At 37.8% G+C, this 14,142-nt stretch carries 14 protein-coding genes; all 14 read right to left on the minus strand.

What is annotated here, in order from left to right; all coding sequences use genetic code 11:
- Positions 1-3 precede the first annotated feature (3 nt).
- The gene (locus PG418_RS06765; protein WP_498837249.1) at positions 4-1,362 is read right to left on the minus strand and encodes an ATP-binding protein; all 1,359 of its coding nucleotides are present in this window, start codon (positions 1,360-1,362) and stop codon (positions 4-6) included.
- A 187-nt stretch (positions 1,363-1,549) separates the two neighbouring features.
- Positions 1,550-2,278: a GntR family transcriptional regulator gene (locus PG418_RS06770; protein ID WP_173686941.1), complete on the minus strand. Its 729-nt coding sequence runs from the start codon at positions 2,276-2,278 to the stop codon at positions 1,550-1,552.
- Between the two features lie 47 nt (positions 2,279-2,325).
- Positions 2,326-3,045, minus strand: a complete 720-nt coding sequence (locus PG418_RS06775; protein ID WP_022219924.1) for a tryptophan synthase subunit alpha — start codon at positions 3,043-3,045, stop codon at positions 2,326-2,328.
- Positions 3,046-3,047: 2 nt separating this feature from the next.
- Entirely contained in the window at positions 3,048-4,196 is a 1,149-nt protein-coding gene (locus PG418_RS06780) for an iron-containing alcohol dehydrogenase (protein WP_055247497.1), read from the minus strand.
- A 20-nt stretch (positions 4,197-4,216) separates the two neighbouring features.
- Positions 4,217-5,005, minus strand: a complete 789-nt coding sequence (locus tag PG418_RS06785) for a BtpA/SgcQ family protein (RefSeq protein ID WP_022219925.1) — start codon at positions 5,003-5,005, stop codon at positions 4,217-4,219.
- A complete protein-coding gene (locus PG418_RS06790) occupies positions 4,998-5,765 on the minus strand; it encodes a nucleoside phosphorylase (protein ID WP_022219926.1) in 768 nt (255 codons plus the stop codon). Before PG418_RS06790 ends, PG418_RS06785 begins: the two co-directional genes overlap by 8 nt.
- Positions 5,766-5,779: 14 nt before the next feature.
- A complete protein-coding gene (locus tag PG418_RS06795) occupies positions 5,780-6,718 on the minus strand; it encodes a carbohydrate kinase family protein (protein ID WP_008373430.1) in 939 nt (312 codons plus the stop codon).
- A gap of 12 nt (positions 6,719-6,730) precedes the next feature.
- The gene (locus tag PG418_RS06800) at positions 6,731-7,297 is read right to left on the minus strand and encodes a cysteine hydrolase family protein (protein ID WP_022219927.1); all 567 of its coding nucleotides are present in this window, start codon (positions 7,295-7,297) and stop codon (positions 6,731-6,733) included.
- An 11-nt stretch (positions 7,298-7,308) separates the two neighbouring features.
- Positions 7,309-8,223, minus strand: a complete 915-nt coding sequence (locus PG418_RS06805; protein ID WP_055296495.1) for an ABC transporter permease — start codon at positions 8,221-8,223, stop codon at positions 7,309-7,311.
- On the minus strand, positions 8,223-9,287 hold the full coding sequence (locus PG418_RS06810) for an ABC transporter permease (protein ID WP_022219928.1): 1,065 nt from the start codon (positions 9,285-9,287) through the stop codon (positions 8,223-8,225). Before PG418_RS06810 ends, PG418_RS06805 begins: the two co-directional genes overlap by 1 nt.
- Positions 9,271-10,830, minus strand: a complete 1,560-nt coding sequence (locus tag PG418_RS06815; protein ID WP_008373424.1) for an ABC transporter ATP-binding protein — start codon at positions 10,828-10,830, stop codon at positions 9,271-9,273. Before PG418_RS06815 ends, PG418_RS06810 begins: the two co-directional genes overlap by 17 nt.
- Before the next feature lie 27 nt (positions 10,831-10,857).
- Positions 10,858-12,051 (minus strand): BMP family lipoprotein, encoded by a 1,194-nt coding sequence (locus PG418_RS06820; protein WP_008373422.1) that lies wholly within the window; start codon positions 12,049-12,051, stop codon positions 10,858-10,860.
- Positions 12,052-12,379: 328 nt separating this feature from the next.
- The gene (locus tag PG418_RS06825) at positions 12,380-13,312 is read right to left on the minus strand and encodes an AEC family transporter (protein ID WP_022219929.1); all 933 of its coding nucleotides are present in this window, start codon (positions 13,310-13,312) and stop codon (positions 12,380-12,382) included.
- A gap of 235 nt (positions 13,313-13,547) precedes the next feature.
- Positions 13,548-14,081, minus strand: coding sequence for a hypothetical protein (locus tag PG418_RS06830; protein WP_498837250.1), 534 nt, complete (start codon positions 14,079-14,081; stop codon positions 13,548-13,550).
- Positions 14,082-14,142 lie beyond the last annotated feature (61 nt).

Genomic DNA, 14,142 nt, shown 5'->3' on the forward strand with positions numbered 1-14,142 from the left:
TTTTTATAACAATCCCGACAAATCCACTTCATATTTATATTCTTTTGGTTCTTTATTCACCTGGTAAAACATTGCCAGATACCACGGAAGATATTCCATTCCTTCTTCTTCCTCTACATTTCCGGAACAGAATATGATTTTTCTTCCAAACTCCCAGTTTTCTACTGCCGACACTTTTGATAATGCAAAATGTTTTTTGTAATCTTTTCCGGATTTTATTTCCAGCAAATCTACTTCCATTCCGTTTTGAATCACAAAATCTAATTCTCCATATTTTTTCGATTCAAAATAATTCAAACTAAAACCGTTGCTTTTAATAATCTGTGCAAATACATTTTCCAAAATGCTTCCCATGTTCACTTCCATATTACCATTCAACAGTGCAAATTGAATATTTTCCATACATGCTGCACACAGAAGCCCTGTATCTCCCATAAATAGTTTAAACAGATTTCTTTTTTCATTCAGACGCAATGGCGGCTGAGGTTCTTCAATATTGTAAGAAGGAAGTGCAACTCCTGCATCACTCAGCCATAAAAATGCATTTTCATAACGGTTCATCCTTCCTTTATCATCTATTTTATTTAAAATAAATCTCCGATTTTTGCTGTTAAGCTGTGCCGGAATACTGTCAAAAATTGCCCTGATTTTAATTTTGTCTGACCCTTCTGCATATTTTCCAATATCCAGACGATACAATTCTAAAATCTCTCTCTGAAGTGCAACGACTTTTCCTATATCATGCGTATTCACATAAATCTGGACAACTGCAGGCATTCCTCCGACAACAATATACGTGTAAAATAATTTCAACATAGTCTGATGAACCACTTCCGGGACCTCACTGTGTTCAGAATAACATGTTTTCAATAATTCAATTGTAGAGTCCTGAACCCCATTTGCTCTTATATATTCCTCAAAATCCATCGGATACATATAGCAGATTTCTTCATAGCCAACTGCATAAGATGGTACTTCTTTGTATCGTACTCCTAAAAGCGATCCTGATTCAATATAATCAAATCTTCCATCCTCAACCAAAAACTTAATTGCACATCTGGCATTCGGGCATTCCTGGATCTCATCTAAAAAAATCAGGGTTTTTCCAGGTACAAATTCCTGCATTTTAAAAGCAGTCAAATTGGTAATGATTGTATCTGCATCCAAATTACCATCAAATATTTTCCCCGCCTCTTTATCTAAGATAAAATTAACTTCAACATAATGCTCATAATTTTTCTTTGCAAATTCTCTTATAATGGTAGTTTTCCCTATCTGTCTGGCTCCAATAATGCACAGTGCTTTTTTTTCTGATGTCCGCTTCCACTCATCTAATTTTCTGTATATCTTTCTTTCCAGCATGCTTTTGCACCTCCATTATTAGTATTGTAACATTTTTCCATCTATATTCACACCTGTTTGCCACTTTTTTCTTTGTTTTTTGTATTAGATTTGTAACATTTTTCCAAAAATTGAAAAGTCGCCAACATTTCTGCTGACGACTTTTCGAAGAGCTCGATGTGCTCAATTTTACTATTTCCCTGATTTTTTATCTCACCTGATCAATATAGAATTTAAATTTATCTGTTCGATAATAGCATTTAAAATTCTCGATCGGAATTTCTCTTCCATTCACAATGCCATATGTAATACAACGAAACAGAATAATCGGTGTTCCTTCCTCGATGTCCAAATACTCGGCAATTTCATCCTGTGCCCCGATCGCCTCAATCGTTCTTCTTGCCTTTGTTATCTTAACACCATAAACTTCTGTTATGATCTGATAAAGGGATTCCTTTTTCAAATCATACTTTGATAAACTCGGAAAAATCTTTTCCGGCAGAAAAGTCAGCGTATAGTTTAGCGGCTCTTTATCTGCATATAAGATTCTTCCTATCATATAAACATTATCACTGGTTGTAATCTCAAGTGCTTTTGCTCTCTTTACATTCGCATCAACCAGCTCTGAAACAACAACTTTTTTACTTGGTGTCAGTCCCAGCTTTAATACATCTTCCGTACAACTCGTAATTGAAAAAAGATTGTTACTTCCTTCATCCGTCTTTACATAGGTTCCTTTTCCCTGGACTTTGTACAAATATCCTTCTGTGACCAATTCATCAATCGCTTTCCGGATCGTAATTCTGCTGACCTGATAAGTCTCCATCAATTCTCTTTCGCTCGGAATCGGCTCCTTTGAATCGTAAACTTCATTATCAATATTCTCTACGATTGCCTTCTTCACAAGATAATATTTAGGTAACTTTTCGTCGAACATCTCCTTCACCCCATCTCACCTTTTTTGATCACAGAATATTCCAAGTGTTAACACATAGCTTTAAATTCCCTGATCTTTTCTTTCATTGCAGGAATATTTTCATGAAGTTTTAGAATTGTACTGCCAACGAACGCTGCATCCCCGCCTGCCTCTCTTACTAGTCTTACATCTTCTGGTGCATGAACGCCTACCCCACAATAAATAGGTCTTTCAATTCCACAGCTTCTTAAATACTCTACACAATCTTTTAATGTAGGATATTCCTCATTTTTTTGCTGTGTATCATACGGCTTCGCCTGTAAATATACAAATCCATTTGATTGTTTTGCCATTTCCACTTCTTCTTTCGGTAAATGGAACTGTACATAACAAGATACCTGAAGCCCCGCTGCAATTATCTTATTTTTAATAATATCATCTTTTAAGCCAACAAGCAAAATATCTTTTAAATTATTTGTCAGGCAGAACTCAATAAATCTGTCTACACCAATCTCTTCAACTGTATTTTCATATGCCAGAACCAGAATCTTCACATCTGGAAGTCTCTTCTGAATGGCAACAATTGAATCCATATATTTTTCATAATCATCGCAAGCCTCCAGTGCTTTTTTCATTCTTCCTGCAATATAATCACTCTCCAGGTATGGATTTCTGGATGGAAAATCCACTTCCATCATTCTGCATCCTGCATCTGCATATTCTACTGCCATATTATAACTTGCTTCAATTGTAGGATATCCATTTGATAAATAACAAATAATCTCCATTTTTATTCTCCTCTGTACACCTTGATAAATAATTCTTTAAATTCGTCAATTTCCGGAATAACCGGATTTGTTTTTGTGCATCCATCAGCTTTTGCAAGCGGAGCCATCTCATCCAGTTTTGCCATATATTTTTCTTCATCCGGAATGATCTCTTTAAAGCATTTTGGAATATTTAACTTTTCATTTAACGCTTCTACTGCTTCATGAAGATTTTCTGCTCCGATTCTCTTTGCAAATTTTGCATAAACTTCTTTCGCAGTTTCATTCTGCTCATTATATCTGATGATGTACGGCAAAATAATGGCGTCTGCCAGACCATGTGATACATGGAAAATACCACCGATTGTATGCGCCATAGAATGTACAATTCCAAGCGATACATTGGTAAATGCAATTCCAGCTACCATAGATGCCTGTACCATAGTCTCTCTTGCTTTTATATCATTGCCATTCTCATATGCAGTCGGTAAAGTTTCCATAATATCCTGGGCTGCCTGGCTTGCAAGAATATCTGACAGATAATTTGCACGGTTTGAAGCAAGTGCTTCCAGTGCATGGGTAAGCGCATCCATTCCTGTCTCTGCGGTAATCTTAGCCGGCATAGACATTGTTACTTCCGGATCACAGATTGCGATATCCGGCATCATTTCCATATTTCCAACACCATGCTTTAATCCTTTTTCATTATCTGAAATTACGATAGAACGTGAAACTTCACTTGCTGTTCCACTTGTTGAAGGAATACAACACATTCTTGCTTTACCTCGTAATTTCGGAAATTCATTCGGCGGAAGAATATCTTCCATCTGAGTCAGTTCCGGATGTTCATAAAAGATCCACATTGCTTTTGCAGCATCCATTGCTGATCCACCGCCAAGTCCGACAATCAGATCTGGTTCAAATTCCAGCATTTCATTTCTTCCTCTGAGTACAGTTTCAAAAGACGGATCTGGTTCTACGCCTCTGATAACCATTGTTTCAGCACCGGTTTCTTTAAAATATCCTTCTACCTTTGCCAGCATTCCACTCTTTTCCATGCTATGTCCGCCAATAACAATACTGACTTTTTTTGCTTTAATTGTCTTAATATATGCAAGACTTCCTTCTCCAAACATCAATTCTGATCCTGCAAGTTTCATTGGTCGCATCATTTTTATCTTCCTGCCTTTCTCTATTTCAATCCGTCTAATACTTTCTTAACCAGTTCATAAGAGATTGGATTTGTTAAAATTCCTCCCTCTTTCAAGCTGGAACCGATAATCGCACCATCTGCTGTCTGAAGCTGATCATGAATATTTTCTGCATTTACACCACTTCCTGCAAACACCGGAAGATTTACAACATTTTTCACTCTCTTAATCAGATCCAGTGGTGTCTCTTCTCCAACCTGTGTACCTGTAACAATAATTCCGTCTGCTCCGTTTGATGCAGCATCTTTTGCTGACTGCTCAATCGTAATATGTTCTCTTAACATATGCGCATGTTTTACCTGCACATCGGCAAGAATTTTAACATTTTCCTGTCCCATCATCTTGCGATATTCCATACATTTCTTTGCACATGGCTGAATAATTCCATCTGTAAACAATACTGTATCCACAAATACTGGAACTCTGATAAAGGATGCTCCTACCATTGCAGCAATCGCAATATCTGCTTCACAGTCATTAAACGCTGCGTCAAGTCCTACTGGAATCTGAACTGCCTGTTTCACAGCATATGCTGCAGCTGTAAGTGCCGCTACCTGTGCTTTATTTAAAAAAGCGGAAAAAGGTGTATCCCCCATATTTTCTACAATAACAGCATCTACCCCTGCTTTTTCAAGCGTAACTGCATCCTGAACTGCACGATCAATAATTCGCTGATAATCTCCATCAAATCCTGCTGTCGTCGGAAGAGGAAGACAATGCACCATTCCGATTACTGTCTGTGAATTTAAGGTAAGTATTTCTTTACTCATTTTTACCATCCTCTCTTTTTATATGATAATTATAAATTCCTTCCAATGCTGTTCTGCAAAGCAGATCCTCTGCATCCACCCGATCCTGTCCTTTTAAAGTTTCCTTCAAATTTTCAAGCACTGTAACAACTGTTAAAATACAGGTCTTAACTCCCATCAAACGTCCCAGCGTCAAAATACAGGAGGATTCCATGTCAATTCCTGTTACTCCAAGTTTCTTAACCTCTTCAAATGTCTTTGACATATCCCGTCCACATTCCAGAGAAAACTTGGAATCATGCATGCAACTGTAGAAACCATCCATCGTACAGTTCAATCCATTCAGATAACGTTTTCCCATCTGCTGAACTGTTTCATTCATCACATTAACAAGCTCAACATCTGCGACTGCAGGATAACTCAAATCTACATAACTCTGACTGGTTCCTTCTCGCCTCATTGCGGCAATCGGAATCATAAAATGTCCCAGCATATCATCCTGCATAGACATTACTGTCCCCATTCTTACAGCGACCTGCATTCCAGACTCATACATCTCTTCCATCGCAATCGCTGCGGACGGTGCCCCGATTCCCGTCGACGTTACTGTAATCTCTACTCCTTTATAGGTTCCTGTATATGTATTGAACTCTCTCATGAATGCAACTTTTTTGGGGTTATCCAAATACTTTTTTACAACTTCTACTCTCCATGGATCTCCCGAAAAAAGTACATATTTCGCAACCGTTTCTTCGCTTGCTCCCATATATAATGTACTCATCTGCATTTCCCCTTTCAGCGTAATGTTTCAAATTTCTGTAATAATTCCTGTTCTGTTGGCGCATTTGTACAGCACCCTTCTGCCTGTAAAACAAAGTAAGATAATACACTTCCAAGCCTACAGCAGTCTGCCGGAGAATATCCATGTAAATATCCATAAACAAATCCTGCCATGTAAGCATCTCCCGATCCAGTTGCATCTACTACCTGTTCCACTTGACAAATTCCAATCTCTTCTTTCCGTATTTTTCCGTCTTCCCGCACATAACAAATGCTTCCGTCTTTTCCCAGAGTTGTCACAATAATATCTGCTTTTCCAATTTTAAACAGCTCTGTAATCGTATTTAGTCCGAAAAGCTTTTCAATAATTTCACATTCTACTTCATTTGTGAAAATGATTTTGCTTTCTGTTAACAACTGTTTCAAAAATGGTTCTGGAAATGCATCAAAATCATCTTTCATTCCAAAAACTACCGGTACATGATGCTTTTTACATTTTGCAAAAAACTCTTCATTGTCTGGTCTTGATGCAACGGTTATCACTCCCAGCTTTGCCGTTTCAAACAAGCTGTCTTTCATTTTCTGTGCATATCTTCCATCCATTGCTCCAGGATAAAATATGGTAATATGATCGTTATTATTATCCTGTAACAAATAACATACACTGGTTGCTTCCTCTGCTATTTGTGTAATCCCATCCTGTGGTACATTTCCTTCTTCCAGAAACTTTTTAAAACCATTACTTTCATAATCTCCGCCTACTCTTAAAACTGGCATTGCCTTCATTCCAAGCCGGCAAAGTGCATAGGCAATATTTACAGAACAGCCTCCGTAAAAAATTTTTGAATTGGATTTATTTGTAACCAGTGATGTAAATCCCACTTTGGCAGGTGTTGCTATTTTTATAATGTGATCCATACTTACATAGCCGCTTGTCAGAACATCTACTTTCATTATCCGTGCCTCCTACAACTGTCCCTCTTCCAGCATCTTGCTGAATGTATTCATATCGATGACTTTTCCCAGATACTTATCAATATCTGTCAGATGAACTTCATTAACTGTTTCTGAATTCGTTGCCACACATTCCCGGATAACATATGGGTTGTAATTCAGATAAAATGCATCTGTCACCGTTGCCCGAATGCAGCAGTTTGTTTTCGTTCCAACAACGACTACATTTTCCACTTCATTTTCCCGCAATACCAGATCCAGGTCTGTGCCGAAGAATCCACTGTACCTTCTCTTTCGGATGACATAATCTTTCTTTTCATCAACTTCCAACATTGGATCAATTTCAATTCCAAAAGTCCCTTCTATACAATTTGGTCTCATGGACTGTGCTTTTTTATCTACTTTATCTTTTCTGTTACAGTGCTGTAAAAAAACAATCAGCAGTTCATGTTTCCGGCTTTCATCCAGAACCTTTTTAATCCGTGGAAGAATCTTTTGATTCTCAGGATAAAATACCAGACCTTCCGGATCCGTAAAATCGCGAACCATGTCCACAATAATCAATGCTGTCTTTGCCATTTTCCTCCCCCTTAGTCGAACTTGTATCCTCTTACCTTAACATCCTTAAATTTCATAAATGAAACAACTGCAAGCACCGCTACCATGATGATATATGGAATTGTATCGAACATTCCTGCTGCCGGTCCTGCATATACACTTAAATTGACTGCAAGTGATCTTGCAACACCGAATAAGATTGCATAGAGTGAAGACTGTACCGGTTTCCCCTGTCCACAATAAATTGCTGCAATTGCAATAAAGCCTCGTCCTGCTGTCATATCACTTGTAAACATTGCCATTCTCTCCATTGATAAATTGATTCCGGCTAATGCACAGCAAAATGCTCCAATCAGAACAGCAATATATTTGTATTTCTGTGTTTTCAGTCCAAGACTGATCGCTGAATCTTCATTTTCACCAACAACTCTGACATAGATTCCAAATTTTGTTTTGTACATCAGAATAGCTGCTGCCGCAATTCCAATAAATGCCAGATATGTAATAACCGGATGACCACTTACGATTCCACCAATCAGCGGAATACTCTTGATGCTCGGTATATTGATCTTAAAATCTGCAACTCCTACATCTTGAAGACTGATATTAGCAAGCTCCATAACTTTCAGTACAAATTTTGCAATCGCTGGAACAATCAAGTTAATTCCAAGACCGATAACAATAACATTACCATTACAAGTAATTCCTAAAAATGAAAATACAAGTCCCCACAATAAAGTCGTTACGATTGCGGCAATCACTGCCAGAGCCACACTTCCTGTCAGATACTCGACTAACACTGAAATAAATGCTCCATTCAGCATCATTCCTTCCAGTGCGATATTCAATACATTTGCTTTATATGCAAATATTCCACCGATCACGCATAGAATAATAGGAGCACTATGGTATACTGTGTCATACAAAATACTATTTAATAATTCCATTATGCATCCTCCTTTTTCGCCTTTTTAAAACGACTAAATACGCTTGTTTTATCACCAATAAACTTAACTGCCAGGAACAGAATGATCATTCCCTGAATAATTGCAACGATTTCTTTCGGAACTGCAGTATACATATTGATGCTGTCACTACCGGTTTTTAATGCAGCATAAAAGATTGCCGCGATCAAAATTCCAATTGGCGAATGTCCACCGAGCAGAGCAATCAGCATACCATCCCATCCAAGACCAGGGTTTGCAGAAAATGTCAGTGTATATTTAAACTGATCACTTAACATCCATCCTGCTCCAGCCACACCGGAAAGTGCACCACTTATCAACATCATAATAATGATTTTCTTTCCGACATTCATACCTGTTGCTTCTGCAAATTCCGGATTTTTTCCAATAGCTGTAATTTCATATCCCAGTTTTGATTTCTTCATAACAAAATACATAATTACCAGAATAATCATTGCAATCACAAAAAACATGGTCATTCTTGATGCTCCAAATCTTTTGAACATCACATTCTCTTTAATCGTAGGTGTAGCCACATAACCTGCACTCTTATCTTTGAATACACCAGTTGTTAAAAATTCCAGAGTCTTTGAAACTGCATAGTTTAACATCAAAGTCACAACCATCTCATTTACATTACATTTCGCTTTTAAAATTGCCGGAATCAGCGCAAATAACATTCCACAGACAATTGCAACTAAAAAGCAGATCAGTTTGCTTATAAATGGATTGGAAATATTAAGATATGCTCCAGTGATTCCTGCAAAGAATCCTCCTAAAAGCATCTGGCCTTCCACACCCATGTTATACAGATTTGCTTTGAATGTAATTGCAATTGCAAGCCCTGTCAGAATGAGAGGTGATGCATAATGCAATGTATTCATAAATCCTTTCTCTGTTAAAAGTGATTTTCTGATCAGTACCCCGTATGTTTCCAGCGGACTTTCCCCGATCGCCGCAATAATAATTGCTCCAAATGCAAATGCAAGAATTACCGGAAGTACAGAATTGACGATTCCTTTTATAATACTATCTTTCTTTTTCATGATCCTGTTCCTCCTTTCCAATTCCAGCCATCAAAAGTCCCATGGCAGCCATAGACACTTCTTTCGGTGATACTTCACCTGAAATCTTACCTTTATACATAACAATTACCCGATCAGATAAACTCATAATTTCTGAAAGCTCACTTGAAATCAGGATAACAGTATTTCCTGCATCCCTGAATTTCAGAATCTGTTTATGTATGAATTCAATAGATCCGATATCAACGCCTCGCGTTGGCTGGCAGGCAATCAGAAGTTTGGGATTTGCAGAAAGCTCTCTTGCAATGATAACTTTCTGTGCATTTCCTCCTGACAAATTGCCTATATTGCCATTCACATCACCAAGACGGATATCAAATTCTTTAATATATTTATCTCTTTTGGCATTGATTATTTTCTTATTAAAAAGTCCGCGTTTACAAACATCTTTTTCTCCGTGATATCCTGCTATACAGTTATCGGAAACCGTCATTTCCCGGCACAATCCCTGTGCATATCTGTCCTCAGGAATAATTCCAATTCCTGCTTTTCTTAATTTTTCCGGCCACCAGTTTGTAATATCTTTACCGTCAAAAAATACTGTTCCTCTCGTCGATTCCATCAAACCAGTCATAAGCTTTACAAGCTCTGACTGTCCGTTTCCTTCAACACCGGCTATTCCAAGGATCTCACCTTTATGCACTTCAAATGACATATCTGATACAACTTCTTTTCCATAGTCATTCACCGTCGTAAGATTTTCTGCTTTGTACATAATCTCTGATTCAACTTGTTGTTTTCGTGCATTATTTACAGTAAGAACAACATCTCTTCCGACCATCATCTGTGCCAGTTCTCGTTCACTTGTGTCCTTCTTTAATACATTTCCAACAACTTTTCCCTGTTTTATTACAGTAATACTGTCTGCCAGTTCCATTACTTCCCTTAATTTGTGTGTAATAACAATGATTGTTTTTCCTTGCTCTTTTAGATTTTTGAGCGTTGCAATCAATTCATCAACTTCCTGTGGTGTAAGTACGGCTGTCGGCTCATCCAGAATCAATATGTCTACATTTCTGTATAACATCTTCAGAATTTCTACTCTCTGACGTCCACCGACAGATATATCTTCAATCTTATCTGTTGCATTTAATTCCAGATGATTTTCCTGAATCAGTTTCTCAACTCTTTTAATTTCCTCTTTCTGATCGATAAACGGAGTTTTCATTCCGCCTTTTTTCTGTGTAATTTCCGCACCCAACAGTATATTTTCATATACGGTAAGAGACGGCACCAGCTTAAAATGCTGGTGCACCATCCCTATCCCGTTTGCAATCGCATCAACCGGGCTGTTCAGTGTAACTTCTTTCCCCCGGATCAGGATTTTTCCGCTTGTTGGCTGCAGCAATCCGTAGAGCATATTCATCATTGTAGATTTTCCTGCACCGTTTTCACCTACAATACATTTAATCTCCTGTTCTTTTACATCCAGATTAATATGATCATTTGCGACAAAATCGTTAAACTTTTTGGTCAGATCAACCGTCTGTATCATGCTGTTCATATTGCTGCTTCCTTTCTGTCAAAACAACTATTTTACTGTAACATTCGGGCATTTAGAAGCATCGAATTCTTCTCCACTCTGCGCATCCGTTACTACAATTGTTCCATCTGAAATCTTGTCTTCTACATCTTTGATTTCAGTTTTGATTTCTTCCCATTTGTCTTTTCCGCTATCCTGTATATGTTTGCTGATTTCTGAAAGATCTGTAATAGAAGCTGCGCCTGATGCTAATGAATATGTCTGTGCACGATCCATCTTATCAATCTTTCCATTTACTGCTTCTTTTACAATGTCATATACAGGTACTTCTGTATTTTTAATAACACTTGTCAGAACATATCCTGGCTGCTGATCATCTTTGTTAGCATCTACCTGAATTGCAAGCTTTCCTTCTTCTTTTGCCTTTGATGCAACACCATCACCTACAGAACCAGCTACTGAGAATACAATATTTGCTCCCTGATTATAATATGTTCCTGCTACTGTACTTCCTGTTGCAGAATCAGCAAATCCTGCATCATATTTTGCATAGTAATCATAATTTACACCCAGCTTTTCAGCTTCATAGTTGATACCTTCGATATATCCATAAGAGAATACCGTGATACCATTTGAATTAGTTCCTCCGATAAATCCTACGGATCGTCCGCCATTATCTGCAGGTGTGAAATTATAACCATCTGTACCAAATAAAGTTTCTGCATTTTCATTTACCAATGTAGTAAGTGCACCTGCTACGAAAGATGCCTGATGTACGTCAAACAGAACACTGATTACATTATCATGAATTGTATTTCCGTCTTCATCCTGATTCGGATTATCATTTACACATACAAATGTTGTATCTGGATACATTTCTGCAATTGGTTGCGCTCCACCGGTTCCCTGGATCAAAGCTTCAAAGTCATATTCCAGATTGAAAATTACATTGTATCCATCATCAGCTAATGATTCCAGTGCCTGTGGTACACCTGTTGTCGGCTCAACAACCTTATATTCAATACCAAATTCGTCAGCAGCTTTTTTTGCGCCTTCTACTGCGGATTGATTATATCCATTATCATTCTGTCCAGCAGCTGAACATATAATTGCGACCTTTACATCGCTTCCTGCTTTTTTTTCTGCTTTTTTCTCAGATTTTCCTCCGCATGCTGTCAGACTTCCTACTACCATCGTCATTGCAAGTATACATCCCAATGCCTGTACTACTCTTTTTTTCATTTTTCTTCCTCCTTTGTTATGATGTCATGTCGTCATGACCAGTTCCTTTTCCTATAATATACAACCTGGTTTTTAAAATGTAAATACCATTATTTATTTTTGTCATATTTAGCAATTTAACACTGTATTTTTTGTATGTTTTTAACAATTTCATTCTTTTTTATCACTTTTCCTTTTAAATTATCTATGTAACATTTTCCTTAGTTTTTATTTATATCCATATAATTCTTTCCTAAAACCAACTATTTTTAGGTATAAAAAAAGAACATCCCCATCCCCAGGAACATTCTTTCTCATCTCTACTACTATATATTTATGCTTAATTCCTTTACATCACCATCTGGAACACCAGTACCATCAAAGGCATCGTCACAATCGCTCCAAGTGTAGTCAGCACACTGATCGTACTGGCATATCTGGAATCATTGTCATATACCTGGCACATCTGTGTAACAGTTGAAGCAACCGGCGAAATTACCGCCATAAATACGATCAAAAGGATTTCTTCTCCTTCTTTATTCCATCCCACAAGACCACTTACCTTCAGGATAAGCAACGCAATAAGCGGAATCACGATCAGTCGCATAAACGAAATGAAATATGCTTTCTTATTCGTCAATACTTTCTTTAAATCCATTCCACCGATCAGCATCCCAATTACAAACATACTTGCCGGTCCAATCATTGCTCCGACTGAACTAAGTGTTCCTGTAATGATTTCCGGCAGACGTATTTTTGCAAAAAACAAAGTAATCGCAATGATAATCGTAATGATATTGATATTAAAGAATATTTTCTTCAGATTAAATCCTTTTTCATGACTAAGTACTTTTTTACAGTGTGTCCAGAAAAAGATAGTCTGAAGTCCCATAAATACACACGCATAAAATACCCATTTATCTCCAAGCATAAATGCAACAAGTGGTACGATCAGATTTCCAGAATTGGAATAGTAAATGGACATCGTTTCCACTTCATTCAGATGAAGAACCTTTCCAATCAGGTTGACGATTGGAAGTAATATAAAAAGAAGCAATAACGATGCAATGCAAGCCAGCTCCAGTCCACTTACTTTTTCCGGCGTATAGTCTACCTGAAATGCATTCAGAATCACACATGGTACAATCAAATAGAGCACCAATGTTGACAGTACTTTACTGTCTTCATCTTTCAACAATCCCATTTTGACTACCGCATATCCCATAAAGATCATAATAAACAATTTTGCAATCTGTTCCATCAGAAGTATACTCAGTTCCATTTTTGCCCTCTTTTCCTTTTCGTTAAAATCTAAAAGCATAGCTACGTTACACTCGCTACGCCACTGTCCAACTTCCAATTTTAAAAGAAGCGGATTGCCAGACGCAACCCGCTTCCTATTATTTCATTTCTTTTCTATCGGTTTATTTCTCGTCTGTCAGATTTTTCCATCTTTTAAACAATACCAAATCCCCTGTTCTCTGTCAAGAAATCTCATTTTTTAGACTTTTCTCTTGCTACACCTGTCCCAGAAGCTCTCTGCACTTCTGGTTCATCTCACCCAGTTCCTGCACAACCGGTAACAGATCCTCTTTACTCATTCCATAACTGATCATGCAGAGTGCCTTGTAGAAAAATTCGTTCACTTCTGCATCCATTTTCCCCATAACGACCGCCGGGTAAATAATGGCTGCCATCTCCCGGATTCCGAAAAGGATTGCAGTCTCCACGCCGCGCACATCTGTTTCGTGTTTCCAGATATTGCTCACATCATATTCGGAGGTATTGCCACACGGTGCTACACAGACTGCGCAATCCGGTGCGACGGTATTTTTTTCTTCTCTTACTTTTTCGATCATCGCTTTTAAAGCTGCTGCCCCGGTGTTGCTGTTCGTAATCGTATGCACAAGACCTTCGATGATAATCTCATCTGTGTTTTCTGTCTTTGGATTGTTACCACAGGATCTGGCAAGACCGATCAGCGCACCGGTCAGTTCATCCTGGAGTGCTAAAATCTCCTGTCCCTGCGAAATCGTCGCTGTATTACTCATATTTTCATTCCTCATACCGTTACTGAAAACTTATAAAAAGTTACAAACTTCTATGTTTCAT

The organism is Bariatricus sp. TF06-38A (assembly GCF_027690675.1).
Classification (GTDB): Bacteria; Bacillota; Clostridia; order Lachnospirales; family Lachnospiraceae; genus Allocoprococcus; species Allocoprococcus comes.